Origin of the sequence: Flaviflexus sp. (assembly GCF_041440645.1) — a bacterium.
GTDB lineage: Bacteria > Actinomycetota > Actinomycetes > Actinomycetales > Actinomycetaceae > Flaviflexus.
Genome location: NZ_JASDVN010000024.1, coordinates 1 through 26,834 on the forward strand (window position 1 = coordinate 1; position 26,834 = coordinate 26,834).

Genomic DNA, 26,834 nt, shown 5'->3' on the forward strand with positions numbered 1-26,834 from the left:
AGGGGATATTATCTTTGCCCGCAGGCCCGTTTCTCTCTACCCCCTACCGCGGACCTTTCTACTACTGAACCCATGGGCAACTACGGTGCTTCCCGTTGCCCTGCGAGGATTCGGCTGTTCTCCGGGAGCTCGCACCGGTCTCCCCTACTCCTTCTGTTCCTGCTTCCCTGTGTGCTTACGTCAGGTAAGGAGGAGACTGCTGCTCGGCGGCCACTCACCACCCAATCCTCGACTACTGTCTTTCCTACCCTCTCACTTCTTGGCTAAGTTCTTGTCTCTGTTGTTGTCTGCGTTGTTTTCTCCATTGTTCTCTCTGTTCTTTTCTTTATCTTCATTCACTTTGCAGAGGAGAAAAGGGGCCTGACCTGGAGTTAGTGGAACTGGGGGCCGGTTTCGTCGGAGTTGTCATGCTTGATGGCGCAAGGGTGCGTACTCTCATGTGAACAATATTCGCCAGCAACACAACTAGTCGGCATTGCGGCTCGGTTCATGACATTCTAGAAGTATGGAAATTTGGCCTGGAAAACCGTACCCCCTTGGCGCCACCTATGACGGCGCGGGTACGAACTTCGCTATCTACTCATCCGTTGCTGAACGAGTTGAACTTTGCCTTCTGGACGACGACAAGAACGAACAGCGGTATGAGCTGACCGAAGTGGATGCCTACGTCTGGCACTGCTTTATCCCCGGCGTACGCCCGGGTCAGCTGTACGGATACCGCGTCCACGGACCTTACGACCCCGAGAACGGTCACCGCTGCGACCCATCGAAGCTTCTCTTGGATCCTTACGCCAAGGCCATTGACGGACACGTCGAAAACTCGTCCGCAAACTTCAGCTACAGCTTTGACGATCCGTCCCAACGCAACGAAGAGGACTCTCTGGGACACACGATGGTGTCCGTTGTCGTCAACCCCTTCTTCGACTGGGGCCACGACCGTCCCCCGGGCCACGAGTACCACGAGTCCGTCATCTACGAAGCCCACGTCAAGGGCATGACGATGCAGCACCCGGACATCCCGGAGGAGATGCGTGGCACGTACCGCGCCCTCTCCCATCCCTCAATCATCGATCACCTGACAGAGTTGGGTGTGACGGCGATTGAGCTGATGCCGGTGCACCAGTTCGTGAACGACACTCACCTGCAGGAACGCGGCCTCTCGAACTACTGGGGCTACAACACGATCGGCTACTTCGCTCCGCAGAACACCTACTCCGCCTCGGGTTCCCGTGGCGAGCAGGTCGACGAGTTCCGCTCCATGGTCAAGGCCTTCCACGAGGCCAACATCGAGGTCATTCTCGACGTCGTGTACAACCACACGGCCGAGGGCAACCACATGGGCCCGACACTCTCGTTCCGCGGCATCGACAACGCCTCCTACTACCGCCTGGTTCCTGGAGACAAGTCGCACTACTTCGACACGACCGGTACCGGCAACTCCCTCAACATGTCGTCCCCGCATTCCCTGCAGCTCATCATGGATTCGCTGCGTTACTGGGTGACGGAGATGCACGTGGATGGGTTCCGTTTCGACCTCGCCTCCACTCTCGCCCGAGAGTTGCACGCGGTCGATAGGCTCTCCTCCTTCTTTGACATCATTCAGCAGGACCCGATCATCTCGCAGGCGAAGCTCATTGCTGAGCCGTGGGACATTGGCGAGGGCGGCTACATGGTTGGTGGCTTCCCTCCCCTATGGACGGAGTGGAACGGCAAGTACCGCGACACGGTTCGTGACTTCTGGAGGGGAGAACCCTCCGTCCTATCCGAATTGGCATCCCGCCTGACCGGTTCCTCCGATCTGTACGAGCACTCGGGACGTCGTCCCGTTGCCTCCATCAACTTCGTGACTGCACACGACGGGTTCACGATGAGGGACCTGGTCAGCTACAACGAGAAGCACAACGAGGCCAACGGCGAGGGCGGGAACGACGGCGAGTCGCACAACCGGTCCTGGAACAGTGGCGTTGAGGGGCCGACCGATGATCCCGAGATCATCCAGCTCAGGCTCCAGCAGATCCGCAACTTCCTGACGACTCTTCTGATCTCCCAGGGAGTGCCCATGATCTCTCACGGTGATGAGATGGGCCGCACCCAGGACGGAAACAACAACACCTACTGTCAGGACAACGAACTGTCGTGGGTGGACTGGGATTTGAACGAGCACCAGGAGGAGCTTCTCGAGTTCACCAAGGAGATGATCAACTTCCGTCGCGAGCACGCCGTGCTCCGCAGGCGCCGTTTCTTCACGGGCGACTCTGAACACGGCGGCGAGTCCCACGCGGGCGAGATCGAATGGTTTGTTCCCGGTGGCGAACGCATGAAGGAAAAGGACTGGAACACCTGGTTCGCTCGTTCCGTCATGGTCTACCTCAACGGCACCGCTATATCAGAACCGGACGAGCGTGGCCGCAAGGTCGTCGGCGACGATCTCCTCATTCTCATCTCTGCCGACGGCCAGAAGATCGACTTCCGCATCCCCGGCAAGGAGTACGGCCTCGTCTGGTACGAGTCGATCAACACGGCTCACCCGACAGATGACGAAAGGACCTTCGGTCCCGGCGACATCGTCACTGTCGAAGGCCGCTCAATCGTCATCCTCGTCCGCAAGATGGAGGACCGCGAGGCAGAGCAGGAGGCCGCAGAGGCGGCAGCCCTCGAGGCTGAGGAAGCCAAGGCAGAGGCAGACGCTGAGGCCGAGACGGCCGACACCGAGCAGGCAGATCCATCCAGTGATGCTGCAGAAGTAGCCGCGGGAGAGGGCGACGCGAAGGCCAGCGATGCTGGCAAGGCGAATGATGCTTCGCACGTGACAGCAGCTCCCGCTACCGCCGCCACTCCCGCCGTCAGCCATGACCCCGAACGTGTCGAGACCGAGGCTGAGGTGACGGAAATCGAGATCACCGAGGAGTCCTCGGACGCCGTTGCCGAAAGCGCTGAGGCTGACGTAGCTGAAGCTGAAGGTCCAGTAGGTGTAGCTGAAGACCCAGGTGCAGAAGGCGCTGATTCTGTGGCCACCGAAGCTTCAGAGGCTGAGGTTGCGACCGGAGAGGGTGTTGCTGCGGAGGAATCGAGGAAGATCGAGCAGGAGGACATCTGATGAACGAGAGGCCGAGTCATTCCCACCTTCCCGCGGGTAAGAATCGCCTGCCCATCTCGACGTATCGGTTGCAGCTGAGCTCGGAGTTCACCTTCGCTCAGGCGCGACAGATCCTCCCTTATCTCGCCGACCTGGGGATCACGGATGTCTACTGCTCCCCGATCCTTCAGGCCGCTCCAGGCTCCATGCACGGCTACGACGTGACGGACCATTCGACGATCTCGGAACCCATGGGCGGTGAGGACGCGTTCAAAAAGCTCGCCGATGCTGCTCACGAGCTGGGCATGGGTGTCGTTGTTGACGTCGTTCCGAACCACATGGCGGTGCCGACACCCCTGTACCTCAACAAGGCGCTCTGGGACGTCCTCAGGTACGGGCCTGCCTCCGAGTACCGGGACTGGTTCGACATTGAACTCGAGGAGGAAGGCGAGGGACTGCTCATGGCTGTCCTCGGCTCCAGGATCGGTAATGTCCTCGCCGAAGGCGAGCTCACGCTCGACAAGATGATTGTCCCCGGGCTGGAGGATGAGGGAGAGCAGTACGTTCTCACGTACTACGACCACGTGTTCCCGGTCCGTGAACAGACCGAGGCTCTCCCCCTCGCGGACCTGCTCGAGAGGCAGTACTACCGGCTTGCGTACTGGAAGGTCGCGAACGAGGAACTGAACTATCGCCGGTTCTTCGACGTCGATACTCTGGCCGCTGTGCGCGTGGAGGACGAGCAGGTCTTCCACGACACCCACGCCCTTCTACTGAAGCTCTTCAACGAGGGCTACATTGATGGCTTCCGTATCGATCATCCCGACGGTCTCGCGGATCCGAGGGGTTACTTCCGTCAGCTGTCCGAGGCGACGAATGGTGCCTGGATCGCCGCGGAGAAGATCCTCGATGGCGATGAGGAGTTGCCGACCGACTGGCCGATTGCTGGCACCACCGGGTACGACTCCGCGTGGCGCATTCAGGGCCTTGAAACGGACCCTGCGGGGCTCGTTGACATGGGTGCGCTGCTGTCTGAGATTGCGGGGGACTCCCCCGGCGACCTCCACCACATCATCCGTGAAGGCAAGGCCGAGATCATTCGTGACTCGCTCTTCACCGAGGTGGACCGTCTCGCACACATTCTGTCCGAGCTGTGCCGCCAAGACGTGCGCCTGCGGGACCACACGTTCCGTGCCCTGCGCGACTCCATTGTTGCTCTGCTGCTGGAGATGGACAGGTACCGCGCCTACGTCGTACCGGGTGAGAAGCCGAATCCGATCTCCGAACGCGCACTGCGAGACGCGGCGGACCGCGCACGAAAGGTCCTTGACGAGGATCGTCAAGAGACTCTCGATATTGTCGTTGAGCTTCTCCTCGGCGAGGAGATCGGTTCCGCGGGCCGCACGCACGAGGCGCAGAGGGCTGAGCTCATTGTGCGGTTCCAGCAGACCTGCGGCCCCGTCATGGCGAAGGGCATTGAAGACACCGCGTTCTACAGGTGGACTCTCCTCGCCTCAATCAACGAGGTCGGCTCCTATGCCGAGACTCCCACGTACTCGGCCGACCAGTTCCACGCCTGGGTTCAGAAGACCATGCGGTCCTGGCCTGCCACGATGACGGCGGGAACGACGCACGACACGAAGCGCGGCGAGGACGTTCGCGCCCAGATCGGTGTGCTCTCTCAGTACTCGAGCGAGTGGCGCGAGCTCCTCGGTGACCTGCGTCAGCACTCTGCCAAACAGCGTCCCGCGAACCTCGACGGTCGCACGGAGAACCTGCTGTGGCAGACCATCTTCGGCACGTGGACCGAGAACGGGCCGATCGAGCACGAGAGGCTCACCCAGTACCTGGAGAAGGCGTCCCGCGAGCAGAAGACGTGGACGACCTGGACCGAGATCAACGCTGAGGCGGAGAGCGCGCTGTTCATGTACGCCCGCTACCTGCTGACCGACCCCGTCGTGAACGAGCGGATGACCGGGTTCTTTGACCTGACGCGTCCCGCCGTTCGTTCCGCACTTCTCGCGACCAAGGCCATTCAACTGACAGTCCTGGGCGTGGCCGACAACTATCAGGGTGAGGAGGTTCTTCAGAACTCTCTTGTCGACCCGGATAATCGCCGTCAGGTTGACTACCCGCGCCTTCAAAAGATGCTGAGTTCACTGAACGAGACCGGCAGGCCCGGATCCACCCTCGATCAGGAGAAGCTGTGGCTCACCTCCAGGATCCTTGGCCTGCGCAAGGAGATCCCCGAGGTCTTTGTCAGCGCTGAGTCGGGTTACGCCCCGCTTCCCGCGACCACCAGTCACGCATTCGCCTATGTGCGTACCGTTGACGGGGATCCCGCAATCGCCGTCGTGACCGAACGTCACCACTCCGGCATTGCCGCGGCCGGCGGCTTCGGCGAGCACGCCGTGGTCCTGCCCGAAGGCACCTGGGTTGATGTTCTGACCGGGGCCGTCGTTGACGGCGGAGCCGTCCTGCTGTCCGACCTGCTGGCAACGCTTCCGGCAGCAGTCCTACGAAAGGAAAACTAGTGCAGCACACCCTCTGGGCACCGAAAGCTGACACGGTCGACCTCCTCCTGGGTACCAGCACGTGGCAACCGGGTGATGATCTTGAGCGCATCCCGCTTTCCGGGGATGGGGAGTACTGGGAGGTCCCACAGATCGAGCATGGGGTTGCCTACGGCTTCTCCATCGACGGTGGTCCGCTCCGCCCCGACCCGCGTAGCGCGGAGCAACCCTGGGGCGTGCACGAGGCCTCCCGCGCCTTCGACACCTCGACCATCTCGTGGTCCGATGATCGCTTCGACGGTGTCGATGCTCGCGGCGCCGTGGTGTACGAGATGCACGTGGGGACGTTCACGAACGAGGGCACCTTTACTTCCGCCATCACCAAGCTCGATCATCTGAAGTCCATTGGGGTGGACATGGTTGAGCTCATGCCCGTGGCATCCTTCCCCGGAAAGCGCGGATGGGGCTACGACGGAGTCTCGTGGACCGCTGTCCACGAGGCCTACGGCGGCCCACAGGGGCTCGCCGAGTTCGTCGATGCCTGCCACAACGCCAGGATCGGTGTCTGCCTTGACGTGGTCTACAACCACCTCGGCCCAGACGGCAACTACCTGGCCGAGTTCGGTCCCTACTTCACCGGCAAACACGAGACCCCCTGGGGCACGGCACTGAACTTCGACGACGATGGGAACGAAGGGGTGCGGGAGCATCTACTCTCGTCCGCACTTCGCTGGTTCACGGAATTCCACATCGATGCTCTACGCCTCGACGCCATCCACGCAATGATCGACGACTCCCCCGTGCACATCCTCGGTGAGCTTGCGGAGGCTACCCGGTCGCTGTCTGGTGAGCTGGGTAGGCCGCTTCGCCTCATTGCCGAATCGGATCTCAACGACGTCACCGTCCTCACCCCCACGGATCGTGGTGGATTGGGGATGGACATGCAGTGGGCTGACGATGTTCACCACGCTGTCCACTCCTACTTCACGGGCGAATCCCACGGGTACTACGCGGACTTTGATGCCGAGGATGCGCTTTCGAAGGTGTTCAGCGGAGTGTTCTATCACGACGGCATCACCTCCACCTTCCGTGGAAAGGAGTGGGGGGCACCCGTGACCGACGAGTTCGACGGTCACGCCTTCGTCGTCTACGACCAGGATCACGACCAGGTGGGCAACAGAGCCGTGGGTGACCGCCCTTCGGAGCACCTGTCCGAGACCGAGACTCTCGCCTCGGCCGCCCTCATCCTTCTCTCGCCGTTTACTCCGATGCTCTTCCAGGGCCAGGAGTGGAACACGAAGACCAGGTTCGCGTTCTTCACCGACCACAACGATGAGCTCGGTCCCCTCGTGTCCGAGGGCCGCATTTCCGAGTTCTCCAGCCACGGCTGGGACGAGATCTACGGCGAATCCTTCGAGGTCCCAGATCCTCAGGCTCTCAGCACGTTTGAGGGCTCGAAGCTTGACTGGGACAAGGTCGAGGACAACTCCGACTACCTCACCTTCGTCAAGAAGATCATCGAGATCCGCAAGGGCGTCGCCGAGTTCGCTTCCCCGGACCGGTCCGCAACCAGGTTGGAGAAGGTTGGGGATCGCCAGCTCGTCCTCCACCGCGGCACCTCCCGTCTCGTCATCAACATCTCCGATGATGAGCTCACGGTCGAGGGCGCCGAGATCCTCGCTCAGTGGGGAGATGTAGCACAGGGAGGGAACCTCACCCTCTCCCCCAACTCCATCGTCGTCCTGCGCTAACCCACGAGAGATATCTCGGCAGGTAGATCTACCTCTAGCCAGTCGAAATCAAGGGATTGCCTCGTGCATCGACTCTTGCACGAGGCAATCCTGTGTTTCAAGAACTCCTCCTCATTCCAAGGCCCAATCGCCGTGTGGAGGCCCACTCCCCGGCTGAAGAGTCGAACGCATTTCCACCACCTCATCGACCTTCACAAGTTGGTCCTTGGGTGCGCAAAACTGCAGGTCACGAGCCTTTCTTAGAATGTCATCACTGTTCAGTCACAATTCCGTTTCTCCAGTTTCGCTTGATGCTTGTGTGGGGGATGATGGTGCAATGAACAATGATCCTGACATGTATCAGACCAATCGGGACTCCATCGGTGCGGACGAGTCACGCACGTGGGCAATCCTTGCTCACCTCTCAACCGCTGCGTCAACGATCTTCTCGGCAGGCTGGCTTGGCTTCGTCGGCCCGCTCCTCATCTGGCTCTTCTTCCGTGACAAGAGCATGCTGGTCCGCAAGGCATCGGCACGGTCCTTCAACTTTGCGCTCGCGCTCTGGGTTATCTCAATGATCGCGTGGATCTGCTTCTTCACGATCATTCTCATCCCGGTCGCCATCATTCTCTGGGTTGTTGGTTTCATTCTGTCCCTGTGGTCCCCGATCCGCGCCGCCATGGCAGCCAACAGGGGCGACATCTACAGGTACCCGTTCAGCATCCCGATTCTTCACTAAATCGGATGAGCGTCCTCGCTCATCGACTTATTGACGAACAGAGTGGTGGGGAATTACCGATTGGCGATGCCCCACCACGCCGTCAATTTCAGTGAAATGATCTGTTTCGATTCGGCACTGAATTCTCCTTCAGTCACAAAGCCCCGTGCCTTGATCGCTCAGTCCTGCCTATGACTCATCTGCCTTCGCGGGCGTAGCTTCGGACTCGTCCGGGCTTCCCGAACGGGAGGACTTGAAGTCGCGGACCTTTGCCACGGCGGCGCGCTTGCCCTTGAGTGCGAGCTTGAGTGCCTGATACCTGGTGCGATGAAGCGGGAGATCCCAGGCACCATCAACATCCGTGGTCTCTTCGGAGAACTTTGTCTTGAAGCCGCGGACGCCAGCAAGCTGAGGGGCTCGCTCGGAATCGATGCCCATGAGGTCGAAGGTCTTGACCCCGCTGTCTCGTAGCGTTTCGCTCATGAACCAAACGAGCAGGTCGGGTGCTCCGGCCCGGCGGCCCTCTGCCGAGGAAGCAGCATAGTAGTAGGTGGCGAGCGGTCCGTTGACTGTCACGATGCCCCAGCAATAGATCTCGTTCTCCTTGCCGCGCACGGTGAAAACCCTGGCGTGCTCACCACCAAGGGATTCGAGCATCGTGGTGTAGGAGGACTTGGGGGAAATACCGAAGCCGTCGCGATCTCCCGTTTCCTTGAGCAACTCATAGAGCTCATCGAAGATCTCGAGAGCGTTCGCCGTTTCCTCCTGAGCGGTGAGGTCCTCGTTGCGCAGGGACTTGCGCACGTCTCGCCGTCCGCGCTTCTTCATGCTCGCCATCAGCTCTTCGGAGTCCATCGTGAGGTCGAGGATGACGGTGCGATCGAAGGGCACGGACTGCAGCAGGTCGTGCAGGCGTGAGGACGTGTGGTGAGCGTGGAGGCGAACGAAGGCGTACTTGCGTTCCTTCTTCAGCACCTTGGCAAGATCTGTGTGGAAGTGTTCTTCTTCCTGCGCCGTGGGAATCGTGGTCCAGACGGGACCGTGCTTGGCCCACAGATAATAGAATCCGGCGCCCTTGAATGATGTGAGCGAGAGGAATGCTCGGTCCTCGCCATCGACCTGCCAGATGTAACGACCGTACGGGTCCCTGCCGTCGACAGCCTCGTCGTATCGGTCCCACGCCTCGGACTGTTCGAGAGGCAGGTCCACCCCTGCCACTGCGGCACGGGATGTGAACTCCGCGGACTGAAGTTCAACAATGCGAGAGAACGGCATGATTCCTCTTTGCTAGGAGACTGGGTCACGGACCAGTCTACCGGCGCGCCTGGCATGGTCGCAGTATCAAGCTCGTTAGTGTAAAGACGTGCCCGAAGTACCGCCGCTGTTTCTTGCTAGCTTGGACTCCCTGCGCGATCATTCGTTCCGCCGCGAGTTCCACCTGCAGGAGATTCCTGCGCCCAAGAAAATCGCTCCCTGGGCTGCGGCACTCTCGGCCGAAGTGAACTCCTCAGGGAGTGCTCTCGACCCGGATGGTTACCTGGCCGAAGCACGCTTTGTCCTCCTTCACGATCCGGAGGGCCAACCAGCCTGGGACTCAACGTTCAGGGTTGTCTGCCACGTCTCGGCACCGATCGAATCAGAGCTTGCCGACGACCCGCTCCTGGGCGAAGTCGTGTGGTCGTGGCTCACGGAAGCACTCGATGCTCACGGCGCCGAATACCATTCGTTGAACGGAACGGTCACACGACAGATCGATGAAACGTTTCGTGGTCTACACTTGGACGGTACCCGCGTTACGGTCGAAGTCAGAGCATCCTGGTCTCCCGTGACCGAGAACGTGTCGGACCACCTCGATGCCTGGGCGGAATTTGCCTGTACCGCAGGGGGACTCGACCCGGACACACCGTCAATTACCCCACTGGATCGTTTGTGAAGCTTGATGAACCTCGCGGCGGAATCCCGCCGCTCATTTCTACCCCTGACGACTTTGCCACCGCAATTGCTTCCCTGAAGAAGGGCACAGGACCGTTCGCCATCGACACAGAGCGAGCCCAGGGCATCCGGTACTCGGCACGTGCCTACCTCATTCAGATCAAGAGGGAAGGCTCCGGACTCTTCCTCATCGATCCCCCGCCCCTGGCTGAGATGATGCCAGCGCTGGCAGAGGTGTTGGCAACGGACGAGTGGATCCTGCACGCGGCAGACCAGGATCTCCCCTGCCTGACGGACGAGGGCCTCACGGCTCCCTCCCTGTGGGACACGGAAATCGCGGCCCTCCTCCTTGGTGACGAACGAGTCTCCCTCCAGGCCGTCATCGACCACGACCTCGACATTCAGCTTGCGAAGGAGCATTCGAACTCGGACTGGTCCCAGCGTCCACTTGCTCCCGAGCTTCTTGCCTACGCTGCTCTCGACGTTGAACTTCTCGTTGAGGCCCGCGAGGTGCAGGAGAAGCGACTGAAGGAGGCCGGCAGGCTCGAGTGGATGAAGCAGGAGTGCGAACATCTCCTCAACACTCCCCGCAAGAAGCCGAATCCGGAGCCGTGGCGCAAGGTTGCCGCCACCCTCCGCATCCGTGACCGTCGCACCCTCGCGATTCTTCGCGAACTGTGGTGGGAGCGTGACCGCATTGCTCAGGAACAGGATCTGGGCCCCGAGAAGGTTCTTCCTGGTAAGGCTCTTGGTGCTCTTGCCGAGTCCCGCCCCTCCTCCATCGACGACGTCATGAAGTCCTCCGCGCTTCGCACAAAGTCACGTAAGGCGCTGGCCGGCGACATGTGGAAGGCAATACAGCGAGGTCGGGCAACCAAGGACCTGCCAAACAAGACCGCTCCCGCGAAGGACGGTCTGCCCGATGTGCGGAACTGGAAGCAGCGCCACCCCGAGGCCAACGAGCGCTGGGACCTTGTTCGCCCCCTCGTTCTGAATCGAGCCGAGGTACTCGGAATCCGCCAGGACATCCTCCTCAAGCCCGCTATCCAGCGCACCCTTGCGTGGGAAGGCTGGGACACCCTGGAGGACATGATCTCTGTTCTCTACAAGGCGGGTGCTCGTCCCTGGCAGATCGAGGAAGTCGCTATCGCACTCCCCCGCACCGCAACAGCAGGCAAGCCCGCCGCTTAGGACTACTCACCCCACAGCCGAGGCACCAATGTTCTGTGGCTTAGCCGACAGTCGGGTACGCGGCACCACTCCTAATCGAAATACGCCGAGTTCATCGAACCGGCGGCCATCTCACAGAAGGTGACGGACTCTCTCTGAGCACCTCTCGATGAGGACTTCACAATGTGGAGTTCTCGACGAGGACTTCTCTGTGAGCAGCTCTCGATCTGGAGTTCTCGATAACGAGCCCTCACTTTGAGGTTTTCTTGCTTCGAGACTCCGGGCCTTGCTTCGACCTGTCGTTTGTGGGTTGGACTATGCGTCTTTCGCGATGGTGAGTGCGGGGCCCTGGCCCGCGGCGGCGCGAACTGCTGTCACAACATCCTCACCCGTCATGTTCTCGCGGGCCAGAATGTCGCTGCGTGAGGCGTGGTCAATGAAGTGGCGGGAGATGCCGAGGACGGTGACGGGCTGGGAGATGAGATCCGCGAGCTGCTGACCCACACCCCCATTGCGTAGTCCGTCCTCGATCGTGACAACTGCGTCGAACTCCTCTGCCAGATCCACGAGCTCCTGCGAGATTGGCAGGACCCACCGGGGATCCACGACGGTGACATCTGCGGTATCGACGGTGGTTGCGGCAAGCGCCGCCTCCGCCATGGCCCCCACGCTGACAACAAGAACCTTGGTACCGCTGCTACTACTGCGACCGATCACGTCGATGGTTCCACGGTTCTCAAGAGCGGAAATGGCGTCCGGCACGGTGCCCTTCGGGTATCGCACGATTGTCGGACCATCGTCTATGGCAAGGGCCTCGTTGAGTTCGGTCCGGAGCGTTGCCTCGTCGCGCGGTGCGGCCACCCGGAGTCCGGGGATCATGGCGGCGAGGGAGAGGTCCCACATGCCGTTGTGGGAGGCCCCGTCGTTGCCGGTGATGCCGGCGCGGTCGAGGACGACGGTTATGGGTGCGTGGTGGAGGGCGGCATCCATGAGGAGCTGATCGTAGGCCCTGTTGAGGAACGTGGCGTAGAGGGCGACAACCGGGTGGAAGCCGGTAAATGCGAGGCCCGCCGCTGCCGTCATGGCGTGCTGTTCTGCGATGCCGGTGTCGATGACACGGTCGGGGAAGCGATCCCGGAAGGGACCGAGTCCCACGGGGCGAAGCATGGCCGCGGTCAGGCCAACGATTTTGTCATCTTTCTCCGCGGCTTTGACGATCTCGTCGGCAAAGACCGACGTCCACCCAAACCCACTCGCAGCAATCGGGAGTCCCGTTTCCGGATGGATCTGTCCGACAGCATGGAACCGATCCGCCACATCGTCCAGGGCCGGCTGATATCCCCTGCCCTTCTCCGTGATCGCGTGGACAACAACGGGACCGCCGTATTCCTTCGCGACCTTGAGGGCGGAATCGAGTTCGGCAATGTCGTGACCATCGATCGGACCCACGTACTTGATCCCGAGGGAGTCGAAGATGCCAGCATCAACGAAGATGTCCTTGACGCCCTTCTTGAATCCGTGGATCGCGTCGTAGGCGAGGCGTCCTGGAGGGCCCGATGCTCGCAGGGTCTTCTTGCCCCAGTTGAGAAGGTTCTCGTAGTTGCGTGAGACACGCACCTGGTCGAATCGGCGTGCCATGCCACCGATGGTCGGTTCGTAGGATCGACCGTTGTCGTTCACGACAATGACGATGGGCAGTGAGTCATCCTCGGCAATGTTGTTGAGGGCCTCCCAGGCCATGCCGCCAGTTAGAGCACCGTCGCCAATGACGGCAACGACGCTGCGGTCCTGCCCCGACATCTGATATCCGCGAGCAATGCCCGCCGCCCACGAGAGAGCGGTCGAGGCGTGCGAGTTCTCAACGATGTCGTGGTCCGATTCTGAACGGGAGGGGTAACCTGACAGCCCACCCTCGGAGCGGAGTCGACCAAATTCCTGACGTCCAGTGAGGATCTTATGAACGTAGGACTGGTGGCCAGTATCGAACACGATGGAGTCCCGCGGGGAGTCAAAGACCCTGTGCAGGGAGATTGACAGCTCGACCACGCCGAGATTCGGGCCGAGGTGGCCGCCCGTGGCGGACACGGAGTCGACCAGGAAGCGACGAATCTCCTCGCTCAGTTGCGCCAGCTTCTTCTCGCTCAGCCTGCTGAGATCAGAGGGCGATTTGATTGTCGACAGTATGCTCACAGGTACTCCTCCTGGTTCTGACACACCACCATATCACCGGGCACACACCCGACCTGGTGCTTTTGTCCACCAATCACGCCAATTATCCGTTGCATACAGGTGCGGGATATCGGAACAAGATCAGCCTACTCTTCTGGTAATTCTCGGGCCTATGAATGGGTGCCTCGGGAGCGGCGTCCGCGCCTCATCACGCCGACTGCTTTTTCATTATCGACCCCATCCCCTTGATCCGGCCGTTCGAGACGTCCAGCCCGCCAGACACTGAACGCATCTCCGAGGTTCAAAAGATTGTCGTAGCCGTTTGCGTCACTGAAACCGGAATCGGATGTCGCCACATTACTCACGCGGTCGGGTTGCTTCCCCGACACAGCGTCACGACAGCTTTACTGAACCGCGCCACGTGCCTTTCACTTGGGCGAGTGCGATCAGCGCGACGGTGGTCGCTCATGCGCTAATTGATTCTCGCTTCTTATCAGTGGCCTTCTGGCCTACCACTCGTCGACCCCGGACTATCAGTTTCGGGAGTCACTTCCCGTGGACGGATAGACCAGGTATTCAAAGCCCAGTACTTATTCTCCTGGTAGGCTTCTCGGCTTTGCGTGTCGACCTCGCTTGCGAGGTGGCAACGACATCGCCGCCTCCCCAGATACTGAAGACTCGTTCTCCGCTTCCCCGGACGAATCCTCAGGACGACCTGCTTCATGTTGAGCCTCAGACGATTCACTGCCCACAGCTTGACCGTCATCGTCGGGAGCCTGAGCTCCGCCCTCTGACTGATGATCGTCGCTCTCCGGTCGAGAATCAGGATCCACCAGCGGCTGGTCGCCTCCCAGCCGCTGGTCACCATCGTTGGTGTCGGCATCGGCCAGTTGCTGGTCACCTTCGGCCTGCTGACCATCGTCGTTCTTGTCAGCAACCGATCCTTCGCCCGAGTTGTCGGTTGCTGGAACGCTGCGTCGTCCGCCCCGCCATATCCCCACACCAAGGATGGTGATGGTGGCGGCGAGAATGATGATCCACCACGGGAACCTCGGTAACTCAGAATCGGCAAGGGCTGCGGCCTCAGCGTCAGCGGGTACGGGTTCGACTCGTTCTGCCGTGACGAGGATGCGGTGGGAGTTGATGCCAAGTGGCGTACAGGTGACGAGGGTGATGAGGTCGCGATCAGGGTCTGGCAGAATCGCTTCCGTCTGGTCCGGTTCGATGACTCGCACTTCCACGACCTCGTACGCGAACACCTGGTCAAAGGTCGTGACCGTGATGAGATCACCCACCTCCGCCTGATCAAGGTCGTCGAAGAGCGTGGCTTCGGGTAGGCCGCGGTGTGCGGTGAGGACGGACCGCGTTCCGATCCCACCGACGGGCAAAGAGGTGCCTTCGAGGTGGCCGACACCGCGTAGCAGGGTCACATCGTCGGTGCCGTGATAGATCGGCAGGTCGATATCGAGGTCCTCGTACTGGACCCGCCCCATGAACCCATCCCCCAGGTTGAGGAGGTTCTCGTAGGCGTCAGAGTCCGTGACCTCACCGTCTGCGGTGGCAACGTTCTCGTTGGCCTCGTAGATGGCACCCGATGCTAGTGCATCGTTGTACTCGTGAGCCCTCGCGATCTCCTCGGAGACGACCTCGGGATCATCGTACGGCGGATCAGCCAACTGGTCCTGGGCCAACTCGATGACACGTGACTGTTCTCGTTGCGCAAACCATGAGGCGATCTGGGGGTAAAGGAACACGAGAACGCCGGCAAGGATGATGATCGACGCACCCACCTGCATCCACGGCGTCCGCCATGACCCACCGGTCTCCTTCTTCTCTCGTGCCACCTGTGTTCCTTTACTATCTCGCTGGAAAGCTTGCGATTCGCCACCACCACTGGTTGGTGGTGACGATGCCGCCTACTGTATTAACTCAGCTCTGAGCCGATCATGTCCCTCATTATGACGCGCGAATGATGCGAGTGGTGCCACCAGCAAGCTGGCGGCACCACTCAACCGACAGGGTCAGTATCTCTGACCTCGCAGGCTAGTTGTTGTTGCGACGTGCGATGACCATACCGCCACCGCCGAGAACGACGAGGAGGATGCCACCCACGGTCATGAGCAGCGTGCCCTGGGCACCGGTGAGGGGCAGGTTCGGGCCCTCGGTCTTGGCGTTGACAACGGTGAAGACGTTGGCGTTGTCCTCGCCCGCGGTGATGGTCACGGGGTTGTCAACGGCGACCGCGGTGTGGCCGGCGGGAACGACGGTCTCGTAGACACAGTAGTCCTTGGTCTGGGTGTCAGCGGCGGGACCGCCATTGACGTTGGAGACCCACAGTCCCTGAAGTGCGCTACCGGACTCGTTCCAGATCACATCACCAGATGCATTCGAGGTGCCGGTGGCAACCGCGCCGGTTGCAGGAACGGTTGCGGGGCAGGTGTCTGCCGTGAGTTCGAAGACCTGGAACTCTGCGCCCTCGAGCGGGTTCGGGGTGTCGGAGTCATCGGTCTTGTTGATGCCGAGCTGGCCCCAATAGGAGTAGGTGTCGGAGGAGCCGGGAACCTTGGTTCCGTTGAAGGTGGTCGAGTAGTCCGTGTTGGGAACGGCGCCGTCACCGACGGAGAGGACCGTGGTGTCGAAGGTCAGGGTCATGGTGCCGCCCATGTTCGCATCGAGAACCTTGCGGCCGGCCTCGTTCAGTGTCCAGGAAGCATCCGATGCAACCGTGTAGTGGGTGCCCTCGACGAGGGTGGTGCCGCCAACCTTGATTGTGGAGGATCCGGCAACGAGGCTCAAGCGACCATCGAGCTTGTCGTTGACGACGGCTTCGGTGAAGGTCTCGTTGTTGTTGAGGGTCGGCACCGGGATGGTGATGATGAAGCCGACGGTCGAGCCGATGGTGAGGTCCGCTGGACGATCGGAGATGACCTTCGTGGGCTCACCCATGAGCTGGTTCTTCGGGTTGGCAACTACGTTGTAGTTCCAGCCGGCACCGGAGGTGCCGTCAGAGGTCGGGATGGAGACGTAGAAGTTGGGGACCTCGGAGACAACGTTGTTGTCGCCGTGGCCGGTTTCCTGAACGAAGTACACGCCAACGGGGAGGTTGAACTCGACCGTTCCACTCTTGGTGACATCAACATCAACGGTGGTGGCGCAGTACGGGTCGGCGGGTGCCGCGGGTGCGGTAGCGAAGAGAGCGTCGAGGCCCTCCCACTGGCTCGCATCCTTCAGATCGATCGGGGTGCAGGTGCTGCCGGACTTCACACCGACCTGCTGGACGGTGAACTCGATGCCGGAGAGTCCGCCATTGCCGGCAAGATCGCCAGCATTCTGACCGGTTTCGCCTTCGTAGAGGTTGATGGTGAGGGTACCATTGCTCGGTGCATCGGGCTGGTCCGGGCCAACGGTAGCGGCGGATGCTGCCGTACCAACGCCAAGGACTCCCGTGAGAGCCAGCATAAGGGTTCCTGCGGTTGCGGCCACGCGGCGCATCCTGCTTCGCTGAGTGAACATGTCACTGTTCCTTTCGTGTATCGACCGTGGTCGAGGGTGAATTATGTGATGAGCCGTTGTGGGCGCATCGAATCTGTTGAATATCGTGTTTTGGACATGGGGGCGGTGTTTTTGGAGCATCAGTCACCGCGTGCTGCGAGTTTCGCGCTTACTCCACTGCGTTAGTGCTGTCTGCGTCTGCTCCACCACATTCCGCCGAGTCCTGTGAGACCCAGGAGGGTTCCCACGACCACGTACAGGTCTCGCGATATGCCACCCGTGAGCGGCAGTTGTGGCGATTCCATCGCGTAGTTGACGACGTCTGGCAGGGTAACCGTGAGGTTCTCATACCGGATTCTGAAGGTCTTGGTGTCACGACTGAGGTAGTAGCCAGCAGGAGCCTTCAGTTCCTTCAGGGTGTATTGGCCCCACGGAAGATTGTTGATAGTGAACTCGCCACTCGCGCTGTTGGCGTCGAGGCTGTCGCACTCCGCGCCTTCATAGCAGTCCGTGATGATGAGTGGCTGTCCGTTGTTGAATGCTGACGGTCCCGTGAGCTCCCACTCAGAGTGGCTGAGTCGTGACCCATCCTCGTCAACCTTCGACCATGACACTGATCCAAGGAGGATGAGCGTGCGGTTCTCGACCGTGATCGTTGCATTCTCAAGATCGGAATCCTGGACCGTGGTGACGGGTGGGCTGACCTTCGTGCTGCCATCCCACTGGTAACCATCGGACGGATCCGTCACTCTCTTGCTCGTCACCGAGCAGGAGGCACCGAGCGGAATTGCGTTTCCATCAGATGTCCACGTCTCTCCCTGAGCCAACGGACCCCACGAGCCCGTGACGGTTTCGCTTCCCAGGGTGCAGGTCCAGGTGCCTTCAACCACGCCCACATCCGAGGGCAGTCCCCCGCCTTCAACGATCTCGACGATGGCGAACTTGCCGTAGATGCGTTCGACCGAGTTGACGACTGTCACGTTCGAGGTCTTCCCGCTCGCGATGGTGACGGCATTACCGGCGGTCGCTGCCTTCCACGAGTACGACTCATTCGGAAGTCCATCACTGGTGCCACCAGCGGGCTTGTCAACAACGGAGCAGGAGGCTCCGGCGGGGATCCGGTTCGGATCGCGGCTCCCATCATCCACCCTCAGTGTGGTCTCGCCGGTACCGGTCACGGTCCACGTTCCGCTTGCGACAACCTCATCGTTCAGCACACAGGTGTACGTTCCCGAGAAGGGGATGTTTCCTGAGCCGCTGGGGACGGTGGAATCGAACGTGTTCGTGATGGTGAGGGCACCGGGACTCGGCGCGTTGACGTAGGTGCAGGACACGGAGTCGCCGGGGCGGATGCTGGTAAGGTTGAAGCCCTGCTCTCCCGTGAGTTCGTACTCAACGGTTGAACCATCGAGGTGCGTGACATGGCACTGTCCGCTGAGGAACTCATATCCGGACTTCTGAGTCTCGGACACGGTCACGGTTGCTCGATCGTCGCTCTTGTTGAAGCGAACCTGCCACGAGGCCTGACCGCTTGCGTCAGTCGTCTGGCTTGTCGTTCCGTCAACGGTCGGCGCGTTTCCGGTTGTGGCCTTGACCTCGGCGCCAACTGCCCAGCCCGACGTCGGGGTCGGATTCTCGCCAACGGAATCCGCGACTCGCTTCTCGATGGAGATGTCGGCAACGAGAGGCTTGTTGTAGAACGAGCACAGGACATTCTCGGCACCGGTCGGAATGGTGATCGTGCCGGTGGTTCCATCGCCGCTGGCCGAAGAGTCCAGAACTCCATCAACGTAGCAGCGATAGCTCGAGGCGTAGTTGGACATGTTCGTGCTCTTCGCACCGGTCTCGGAGAACGTCAGGGGCACTCCACGAACGGTCGGGAGGGGTCCTACACGCTCAGACTGCAGGCCGGTTTCCGAACCGGTCGTCGTTGCGGTACCGATGGTCGTGGAACCCTGCTTGAGGGTGAGAGTGAACTGGTCGTTGTGGCTGACTCGCGCACCATCCACGTACTTCTCGATGGTGATCGTGGGCGGCGAGGAGCAGCTGGCGAGGTCACCGCTGCTGGCGAGCTTGTTGGAAACAAGCGTGCCGTTCTTCCAGCCCGGCATGTCGTAGCTACGCACTTCGGTTCCGTTAGCGAGGTAACCCTTGCCCTGGGAGTCGAAGGCGATGCCGTTGACGTTGGTGCCGTTTGCCACCGTGAAGTCAGCCGAGGTTGAGGACGTGATGGTGCCACCGTTGGCGGCGCGGAAGTTGTCTGCAGTCACCGAGTACACGGTCACCTTCGAGCTTTCGCCGCGCACGATGTAGAGGTTGCCGGCCGAATCGAATGCCATGTCGCCATTGGAGCCGCTGGAAGCACTCGTCTGGATCGTGCCCTTGAGCCTCAGCTTCTGGCTTGCCGACGGGTTGTACTCGTATACCTTGAAGTTACCGTTCGAGGTGAAACCACCGAAGTAGTACAGATTGGTCGACAAGTCGACGGCGCCCGCGATCAGGCTTGTACCGGTGTTACCACCAAGAGAGGAGGTGCTGGCACCAGTCGACGACCACGTGCCCTTCGACTTGTCGTACGCATACACGGTGGCGTTCAGGGACGTGACGGAACTACCGGTTCGAAGGATCGAGTACACCTCACCGTTTGAGCCAATACCAAGGCTGTTGAAGTAGCTATCGGAGGACGAGGCTGGGGAACCAAGGTTTGTGACGACACCGCTGGGGCTGACCTGCTGAAGCTGTCCCCCGGTGCTGAGCCCAAAGGTATATCCCGCTTCACACATGGGCTCGGTGCGAATCTTGACGACCTGGAACGTGCCAAAGTCGTGAATGCCTCCGGAGCGATTGCTCCACCCGTTCGACGACACCTCTTTGGTGTTGCTGCCCGAAACAGCCCACGTATAACCCGCTGGTGCGGACACCTGGCTCACTCGGTAACGGTTGCCACTCACGATTCGAGTGGAGGAGCTCCTGGTGGTACCGAAGTGCTCGAGAAGAAACTCTCCCCCATCGTTATCGCGGTCGAGCGAGTTGCCGGAGGTGCTCGTTGAGCACGTGCCCGAGCAGTCGGCGATCGAACCGGCGTCGTTGCCCGTCTCCCACTGGCCGAAGATAATGAATGACCAGTAGTTCTCGAGCTTGAACGTTGCGCCAGGGACAAGCTCCCCGGTCTCGGCATCCCTGACGTTCCAGGTGAGGTACGGGGCGGAGCCACCATCGGCACCCGCCGCCATCGTCCCCATCTCACCCGTCGAAGCAACGGTACTCTGGGAAGACAAGACCTGACGCTCCGTCAGCGGAGTAGCCGACTGCTGCGCACCGTCGCTACCCGTCGAGGTGGAATCCTGAGTAGCTTCGTTGGACGATACAGTGGCTGAATCACCCGAAGGCGCAACATTCCGATTGTTCGCTGTGGAAGTACCATCAACAACGGACTGATCTTGATCAATCTCGATCGATTCAGAGGTGGCCTGGTCCGAACTGGTCGAACTAGTGCTATCAACGCCACTCGCGTATGCGCTCACACCTAGGGACACAAAAAGCACAAAGAAAAGCACCAGAGCAATGATGCTCTGGGCAAAATGGGTGCGCTGACGCCACCCCATCTTCGGGGTTTCCTTCATTAAAAACTGGTTCCTAGCTGATGAAAAAGTGGTTTAGAAATTGTTCAACTGGTGATCACACCTCGCTTGGTGTTTCACCGCCGTTCATACTAGCACCGCCTCCTGGCAAGAACAAACAGCCAAATCGCTACCCAACATGACCCAGGCCACAAATTGAACCACCAAAGAATCTTGAATGTGAATCAGTTTATAAAGCTGCCATTTTCATGCGCATGAAGTAATTGGACTCGTTCCACTAAAGCACGAACTTCTGGAAAATTACTGAACATACTGCAAAAAACGCAAACTCAATGGTCAGCGCCAATACCGAACCACAGCCTACCTTTCGGTAACCAAACGGTTGACTTTTCAACTAGGTCGAGACGGGACGCTGGTTCTAATCCAAGCATCTGTATGAATATACCGACCAATTCAACAATGTATGCACTCAAACATGACTTATACCACTCTGCACGATTTCCCACTATTTGATATCGTGTCTGATCACCGTCCGTTTCCTCCCAGTCTTCCACCAGAAACCCCTCATCCACTCATCAATTATTGATGACTAGGCACCAGTTACCGCCCGGTAAGTTAAAGTAAACAGATGCTTACTCCGCACCTCAACACGCTGTATAGCCAGCAGAGAATCGCATCACAGGCCCGTCATATCCGGCTGTCTTAGCCCAAGCTCCCCGCCCCAGTGTGGGCCTGAATGCTCAGTTACGAAAAATCAAACCTGATTGTTGTCGCAATAGCTTCCCACGTCACATTTTGTATACACAATGATGCATATCCGGTTCCAACGATCCTGGGGCTGACAGATCCCTGCTACGTGAATGTGTTATGAGGTGCCGGTTATCTTGCTCAAGAATGTGGCCAATGCGAGATCCTCTCCGGCGTAACAACTCCACCCGAAAGAGGTGCAACCATCGCCGAGACAAACCCCTCTCCTGCGACAAATATGTCAGCCGACAAATGCGGTGCTGTCTGTTCTCTGGCGTTCGGATTGTCGTAGACACGTTAACTCGGCTCCCAATATTAAGGTATGTCTCCATTTGAGCACGGGGCGCACACCCCCTCAGCCCTCAAAACTCCGCGGGCTACCTGCAAGCTTTCTTGAATCCGCATGCTTCGAGCACGGTGCCAAGCCTGGTGTAGATACTCACCGCGCACCCCGATCGATGCTGAGCCACCTCTCTGTACAGGTGTGCACGTCGTCTGAAGGACAGCCACTCCCCCGCTGCAGCGCATATGGCAGTGCCCACGGTTCACGCAACGCCAGGACCCTGCGCGACAAAGCGGTCCATTCGGTTTGCGGGCGACAGTCCTGGGAACGCAGTGTGGGCGGGATGGCAACCCATCCCGCCCACAAAGCGTCATTACTCCCGTCCTGCACGTCGCGGTGCAGGGATCGAGAACTAGACGTTAAAGCCGATAGCGCGAAGCTGCTCGCGACCAGAGGCGGTGATCTTCTCGGGGCCCCACGGCGGAAGCCATACCCAGTTGATCCTCACTTCTGTTACGAGGCCTTCGAGCGCCTGAACAGCCTGGTCTTCGATGACGTCCGTCAGCGGGCACGCAGCCGACGTCAGGGTCATGTCGATGATGACCGAGTTGCCATCAAGCGTGATGCCGTAAAGCAGGCCGAGGTCAACGATATTGACACCGAGTTCGGGGTCAATGACGTCGCGCAGAGCCTCCTCTACTTCGGCAACGGTGAGCTCACTCATTGGCCTTCTCCTTTCGTTGAGCTGGCCTTGATAGTTGCATCGCGCATCGCCATCCAGCCAAGCAGTGCGCACTTGATGCGTGCAGGGAACTGTGCGACACCAACGAATGCTGAGGCGTCCTCAAGACGATCCAGCTTGGCGTCCTCAATGCCCTTGCCGCGCGAGTTCATCAGCTCGGAGAACAGATCGAGAAGCTCGTATGCTTCTACCACTGTCTTCCCTTCCACGAGCTGTGTCATGACGGAAATGGAGGACTGCGAAATTGAGCAGCCCTTCCCATCCCAGACAAGTTCGGAGATCGTATCGCCATCCATGTTCACCTGAACAGTCACCTGGTCACCGCACGTGGGGTTGACCTGGAAGGATTCACCGTCCGGGTTTTCCAAGATCCCGTGACCGTGACGCGCTTTCGCGTGGTCCAGAATAATGGCTTGGTACAGCTGATCTAGTTCGTTCATGACACTCCAAAGTAGGGTCGAACGGTTGAAAGTGCGTCCAGGAACGCATCAATGTCCGCCTCAGTATTGTACGGGCCGACCGAGGCGCGTGACGAAGCGAAGGTGTCGAACACCTGGTGGATCGGTTGAGCACAATGGTGGCCCACGCGGATCTCAACTCCCCTCGAGTCGAGGACCTGACCGACGTCGTGGGGGTGAACGTCCTCAACGACGAAGGCGACGGCGCCAACCCTGTTCTCATCTGACGTGGGACCGACAACGCGCACGCCCTCAATCGTGGCGATGCCATCGAGAATGCGCTTGGTCAGCACCTGCTCGTGCCCGGCAATGGAGTCCATGCCGGCCTTGTTCAGGTAGTCAACCGCGGCACCGAGGCCAACAGCCTGGCTCACCATCTGCGTACCCGCCTCGAACTTGGCCGGAGCCTTCGCGTAGGTCGTTTCCTCCATGGTGACAACTTCAACCATGGAACCGCCGGTCATGAACACCGGGAGAGCATCGAGAATCTCGGCCTTGGCCCAGAGGGCACCAACACCCGTCGGTCCGAGCATCTTGTGGCCGGAGAACACGGCGGCATCGACACCAAGGTCAGTCACGTTGACCGGGAAGTGCGGAACGGACTGGCAGGCGTCCAGGACCACGAGGGCGCCTACGGCCCTGGCGGCGGCAACGATCTCATCGACCGGTGCGATCGCACCCGTCACGTTCGAGACGTGAGCGAAGGCAACAACCTTCGTCTTCTCGTTGATGACACCGAGGGTGGACAGGTCTAGCCTGCCCTGATCGGCGCTCCCCATGGGAACGACATCGATCCAGCGAAGCTGTGCGCCCGTGCGGGCGCACAGCTCCTGCCACGGAACCAGGTTCGCGTGATGCTCGGCGCGGGTCACGACAATCTCGTCACCGGGTCCGAGAGCAAACCGACGGGCTGCCTCGCCGCCCCTCCCGAGTGTCGCGTTCGACAGGGAGTAGGCGACGAGGTTCAATGCCTCAGTCGAGTTCTTGGTCCACACCACCTCGTCGTGTTCTGCTCCGATGAAGGAGGCAACCTTGGCGCGAGCGTTCTCGTACGCCTCGGTGGCTTCCTCCGCCAGGAGGTGGCTGCCACGCTTCACGGCACCGTTCGCGGTCGTGAGGAACTCGCGTTCCGCTTCGATGACCTGCGTCGGGCGCTGCGCGGTAGCGGCCGAATCGAGATAGACGAGCCGACTTCCTCCCCGTCCCGGGCGAGCCAGGATCGGGAAGTCAGAAATCGAAACAGGGGTGGTCATGTGGACTTCTTTCACAGGTAGCGGTCGTAGCCTTCGTCTTCCAGCTGCTGAGCGAGCTCGGGACCGCCGGTCTCGACGACCTTACCGTTAGCGAACACGTGGACGTGATCGGGATGAATGTACTGGAGGATGCGGGTGTAGTGGGTGATGAGAGCAATACCGTTGTTGGTTGCCTCGTGCACGCGGTTCACACCCTCGGAGACGATGCGCAGGGCGTCAACGTCGAGGCCGGAGTCGGTCTCGTCGAGGACGGCGAACTTCGGCTGGAGGAGCTCCATCTGAAGAATTTCGTTGCGCTTCTTCTCGCCACCGGAGAAGCCGGTGTTGAGGTCACGCTGAGCGAAGTCGTCGTCCATGCGGAGCTTCGTCATCGACTCCTTGAGGTCCGAAACCCAGGTGCGCAGGGCCGGTGCCTCGCCGTCGATGGCGGTCTTCGCGGTGCGGAGGAAGTTCGACACTGTCACGCCGGGAACCTCAACCGGGTACTGCATGGCGAGGAAGAGGCCGGCGCGTGCGCGCTCGTCCGCCGACATCTCGACAATGTTCTCGCCGTCGAGGAGGACCTCACCCTCGGTGATGGTGTACTTCGGGTGGCCTGCGAGAGCGTAGGCGAGGGTGGACTTGCCGGAGCCATTCGGGCCCATGATGGCGTGGATTTCACCGTCGTTGATGGTGAGGTTGACGCCGTGCAGGATCGGCTTGGCGCCTTCGTTCGTCTCGACCGAGACATGGAGATTCTTGATTTCCAGTGTGGACACGTGGGTCCCTTTCTTGTTTTGAAAAGTTAGTTCAGAGGACTGCTGGTGTCGACGAGCACGTCGCCACCGTCAAGTTTGAGTGCATAGACAGTCACGGGGTGGATGGCAGGCAGCTGCCGCGGCTTGCCGGTACGCAGGTCGAAGACGGAGCCGTGCTTCCAGCACTCGATGCCGCCGTCTTCCACATCCCCGTCCGAGAGCGACACGTTGCCGTGCGTGCACAGATCGGAAATGGCGTGCCACGAGCCGTCAGAGTCACGAGCGATCGCAAGATCCATCCCATCGATGGTCACCTGCTCAACATCACCCGGCTCAATGTCGGTTTCGTGGCACACGACCTGAAATGTCATGCCTGGACGCCTGCCATGGTCTCGTCGAGCTCAACCTCGATCGCTTCCATCAGCTTCTCCTGAACGGCGGGAACACCGATCTGGTTGATGAGGGAGGCGAAGAATCCGCGGACGACGAGGCGGCGGGCAACATCCTCGGGGATGCCACGTGCCTGCAGGTAGAACAGCTGCTCGTCATCGAAACGGCCGGTTGCGGATGCGTGTCCAGCACCCTCAATCTCGCCCGTCTTGATCTCGAGGTTTGGAACCGAGTCAGCCTTCGCACCTTCGGTGAGAACCAGGTTGCGGTTCAGCTCGTAGGTGTCGGTGCCGGTCGCGGTCACGTCGATGAGCACGTCGCCGATCCACACGGCGTGAGCGTCCTTACCCTGAAGGGCGCCCTTGTAGGTGGCGTTCGAACGGCAGTCCGGAACCGAGTGGTTGACGAACAGGCGGTGCTCCTGGTGCTGACCAGCATCCGTGTAGTACGCGCCGAGTAGCTCCATGTCGCCACCGGTGCCGGTGTACTCACCGTCGGTGGTGATGCGCACGATCTTGCCACCGAGGGTGACAACGATGTGGCGGATCGAGGCGTCCTTCGCGAGGCGGAGGCGGTTGTTCGACAGGTGGATGGCGTCATCCTCCCACTCCTGGACGGTCACGAACGTGAGGTTCGCGCCCTCCTTGACGTCGATCTCGATGGTCTCGGACAGGTTTGCCGAACCGTCGTGGCTGACGACGATGGTGGAGTTCGAGTTCTTCTCGGCCTCGATAAACAGGTGCAGTGCGGAGGGATCCCCACCCTGACCGGTGACCTTGATGAGACCCTCGGCTTGACCGTTCTCGGGAACGGTCACAACGTGAGCCTTCTCGAAGCTGTTCCAGGCGACAACCGCTGCGCGGTCGCCGGGAGCCTGGATGGTGCCGAGGCGTACGTCGTCGCGGTCAACGACCTCGAGTTCAACGCCCTCCGCCGTCACCTCGGGCAGGGTGCCCTCAAGCTTGTCCGCGAAGAACGGAGCGAGCTCCTTGACGGGCGTGAAGCGCCAGTCTTCCTCGGTGCCGTTCGGGACGGTGAAGTCGGCCAGGTTGAAAGAGGATTCGCGGTCGCCACGAGACGTACCCACGACCTGCTTGCCGAAGGTCGGGTCGTCCGCCACCAATTGGGCGCGCGAATGATCGGTAGACAGGTTCGTCGTCATTAGCCGACGGCTCCTTCCATTTGAAGCTCGATAAGACGGTTGAGTTCGAGGGCGTACTCCATGGGCAGCTCGCGTGCGATCGGCTCAACGAAACCGCGCACGATCATGGCCATGGCCTCTGTCTCCGGCATGCCACGCGACATGAGGTAGAACAGCTGGTCCTCCGACACCTTCGACACGGTAGCTTCGTGACCCATCTCGACGTCATCGACGCGCACGTCAACGTAGGGGTAGGTGTCCGAACGGGACTCGGTATCAACCAGGAGGGCGTCACAGAGAACGGTCGACTTGGAGTGCTCAGCCTCGGGCATGACCTGGACGAGGCCACGGTAGGAGGCGCGGCCACCGCCGCGAGCAACGGACTTCGACACGATCGAGGACGACGTGTAGGGAGCCATGTGCACCATCTTGGAACCGGTGTCCTGGTGCTGGCCCTCGCCTGCGAAGGCGATGGAGAGGGTTTCGCCGCGTGCGTGCTCGCCCATGAGGTAAACAGCGGGGTACTTCATGGTCACCTTGGAGCCGATGTTGCCATCGATCCACTCCATGGTGCCGCCCTCTTCAACCGTGGTGCGCTTGGTCACCAGGTTGTAGACGTTGTTCGACCAGTTCTGGATCGTCGTGTAGCGAACGCGTGCGTCCTTCTTCACGATGATCTCGACGACTGCGGAGTGCAGGGAG

At 60.3% G+C, this 26,834-nt stretch carries 17 protein-coding genes and 1 pseudogene; 6 read left to right on the forward strand and 12 right to left on the reverse strand.

The annotated features are described in order from the left end of the window. Positions 1-505 precede the first annotated feature (505 nt). The 4 genes and pseudogenes from glgX to QMB98_RS03225 form a co-directional block, all read left to right on the forward strand. Positions 506-2,599: pseudogene (gene glgX, locus QMB98_RS03210) on the forward strand (glycogen debranching protein GlgX); the annotation flags it as partial. A gap of 497 nt (positions 2,600-3,096) precedes the next feature. Further along, positions 3,097-5,610, forward strand: a complete 2,514-nt coding sequence (treY, locus tag QMB98_RS03215) for a malto-oligosyltrehalose synthase (protein ID WP_371684208.1) — start codon at positions 3,097-3,099, stop codon at positions 5,608-5,610. Further along, positions 5,610-7,340, forward strand: coding sequence for a malto-oligosyltrehalose trehalohydrolase (gene treZ / locus QMB98_RS03220; RefSeq protein ID WP_371684209.1), 1,731 nt, complete (start codon positions 5,610-5,612; stop codon positions 7,338-7,340). Before treY ends, treZ begins: the two co-directional genes overlap by 1 nt. Before the next feature lie 316 nt (positions 7,341-7,656). Continuing rightward, positions 7,657-8,058 carry a DUF4870 domain-containing protein gene (locus QMB98_RS03225; protein ID WP_371684210.1) on the forward strand — a complete coding sequence of 134 codons (402 nt, stop codon included), beginning with the start codon at positions 7,657-7,659 and terminating at the stop codon, positions 8,056-8,058. Positions 8,059-8,226: 168 nt separating this feature from the next. On the opposite strand, the gene QMB98_RS03230 is transcribed toward QMB98_RS03225, so the two are convergent. Beyond that, positions 8,227-9,312, reverse strand: coding sequence for a lipid II:glycine glycyltransferase FemX (locus tag QMB98_RS03230; RefSeq protein WP_371684212.1), 1,086 nt, complete (start codon positions 9,310-9,312; stop codon positions 8,227-8,229). 88 nt (positions 9,313-9,400) lie between these two features. On the opposite strand from QMB98_RS03230, the gene QMB98_RS03235 reads away from it, so the two are divergent. Both QMB98_RS03235 and QMB98_RS03240 read left to right on the forward strand, forming a co-directional pair. Continuing rightward, positions 9,401-9,970, forward strand: coding sequence for a DUF3000 domain-containing protein (locus QMB98_RS03235; RefSeq protein ID WP_371684213.1), 570 nt, complete (start codon positions 9,401-9,403; stop codon positions 9,968-9,970). Further along, positions 9,967-11,160, forward strand: coding sequence for an HRDC domain-containing protein (locus QMB98_RS03240; protein WP_371684214.1), 1,194 nt, complete (start codon positions 9,967-9,969; stop codon positions 11,158-11,160). Before QMB98_RS03235 ends, QMB98_RS03240 begins: the two co-directional genes overlap by 4 nt. 294 nt (positions 11,161-11,454) lie before the next feature. Here the strand turns inward: QMB98_RS03240 and dxs are convergent, their stop codons facing one another. The 11 genes from dxs to sufB all read right to left on the reverse strand — a co-directional run. Beyond that, the gene (gene dxs, locus QMB98_RS03245) at positions 11,455-13,329 is read right to left on the reverse strand and encodes a 1-deoxy-D-xylulose-5-phosphate synthase (protein ID WP_371684215.1); all 1,875 of its coding nucleotides are present in this window, start codon (positions 13,327-13,329) and stop codon (positions 11,455-11,457) included. Between the two features lie 569 nt (positions 13,330-13,898). After that, complete coding sequence (locus tag QMB98_RS03250; RefSeq protein ID WP_371684216.1) at positions 13,899-15,152, reverse strand: class C sortase; 1,254 nt, start codon at positions 15,150-15,152, stop codon at positions 13,899-13,901. Positions 15,153-15,351: 199 nt separating this feature from the next. Continuing rightward, on the reverse strand, positions 15,352-16,821 hold the full coding sequence (locus QMB98_RS03255) for a SpaH/EbpB family LPXTG-anchored major pilin (protein WP_371684217.1): 1,470 nt from the start codon (positions 16,819-16,821) through the stop codon (positions 15,352-15,354). Positions 16,822-16,982: 161 nt separating this feature from the next. Further along, on the reverse strand, positions 16,983-20,078 hold the full coding sequence (locus tag QMB98_RS03260) for a SpaA isopeptide-forming pilin-related protein (protein ID WP_371684218.1): 3,096 nt from the start codon (positions 20,076-20,078) through the stop codon (positions 16,983-16,985). A 1,745-nt stretch (positions 20,079-21,823) separates the two neighbouring features. Further along, complete coding sequence (locus QMB98_RS03265; protein ID WP_371684225.1) at positions 21,824-22,192, reverse strand: metal-sulfur cluster assembly factor; 369 nt, start codon at positions 22,190-22,192, stop codon at positions 21,824-21,826. Further along, positions 22,132-22,593, reverse strand: a complete 462-nt coding sequence (sufU, locus tag QMB98_RS03270) for a Fe-S cluster assembly sulfur transfer protein SufU (RefSeq protein ID WP_371684219.1) — start codon at positions 22,591-22,593, stop codon at positions 22,132-22,134. Before sufU ends, QMB98_RS03265 begins: the two co-directional genes overlap by 61 nt. Continuing rightward, the gene (locus QMB98_RS03275) at positions 22,590-23,864 is read right to left on the reverse strand and encodes a SufS family cysteine desulfurase (protein ID WP_371684220.1); all 1,275 of its coding nucleotides are present in this window, start codon (positions 23,862-23,864) and stop codon (positions 22,590-22,592) included. Before QMB98_RS03275 ends, sufU begins: the two co-directional genes overlap by 4 nt. A gap of 11 nt (positions 23,865-23,875) precedes the next feature. Beyond that, positions 23,876-24,622, reverse strand: coding sequence for a Fe-S cluster assembly ATPase SufC (gene sufC, locus QMB98_RS03280; protein ID WP_371684221.1), 747 nt, complete (start codon positions 24,620-24,622; stop codon positions 23,876-23,878). A gap of 26 nt (positions 24,623-24,648) precedes the next feature. Then, positions 24,649-24,972 (reverse strand): non-heme iron oxygenase ferredoxin subunit, encoded by a 324-nt coding sequence (locus tag QMB98_RS03285; RefSeq protein WP_371684222.1) that lies wholly within the window; start codon positions 24,970-24,972, stop codon positions 24,649-24,651. Beyond that, positions 24,969-26,153 carry a Fe-S cluster assembly protein SufD gene (gene sufD, locus QMB98_RS03290; RefSeq protein WP_371684223.1) on the reverse strand — a complete coding sequence of 395 codons (1,185 nt, stop codon included), beginning with the start codon at positions 26,151-26,153 and terminating at the stop codon, positions 24,969-24,971. The genes QMB98_RS03285 and sufD overlap by 4 nt, the downstream gene beginning before the upstream one ends. After that, a partial coding sequence (gene sufB / locus QMB98_RS03295; protein WP_371684224.1) for a Fe-S cluster assembly protein SufB occupies positions 26,153-26,834 on the reverse strand: 682 nt, incomplete at its 5' end. The genes sufD and sufB, both read right to left, overlap by 1 nt.

Excerpts from the sequence above, each read along its gene's own strand:
- treY (WP_371684208.1), top strand. The coding sequence starts at position 3,097 with ATGAACGAGAGGCCGAGTCATTCCCACCTTCCCGCGGGTAAGAATCGC.
- QMB98_RS03225 (WP_371684210.1), top strand. The coding sequence starts at position 7,657 with ATGAACAATGATCCTGACATGTATCAGACCAATCGGGACTCCATCGGT.
- QMB98_RS03230 (WP_371684212.1), bottom strand. The coding sequence starts at position 9,312 with ATGCCGTTCTCTCGCATTGTTGAACTTCAGTCCGCGGAGTTCACATCC.
- QMB98_RS03255 (WP_371684217.1), bottom strand. The coding sequence starts at position 16,821 with ATGTTCACTCAGCGAAGCAGGATGCGCCGCGTGGCCGCAACCGCAGGA.
- sufU (WP_371684219.1), bottom strand. The coding sequence starts at position 22,593 with ATGAACGAACTAGATCAGCTGTACCAAGCCATTATTCTGGACCACGCG.
- QMB98_RS03275 (WP_371684220.1), bottom strand. The coding sequence starts at position 23,864 with ATGACCACCCCTGTTTCGATTTCTGACTTCCCGATCCTGGCTCGCCCG.
- QMB98_RS03285 (WP_371684222.1), bottom strand. The coding sequence starts at position 24,972 with ATGACATTTCAGGTCGTGTGCCACGAAACCGACATTGAGCCGGGTGAT.
- sufD (WP_371684223.1), bottom strand. The coding sequence starts at position 26,153 with ATGACGACGAACCTGTCTACCGATCATTCGCGCGCCCAATTGGTGGCG.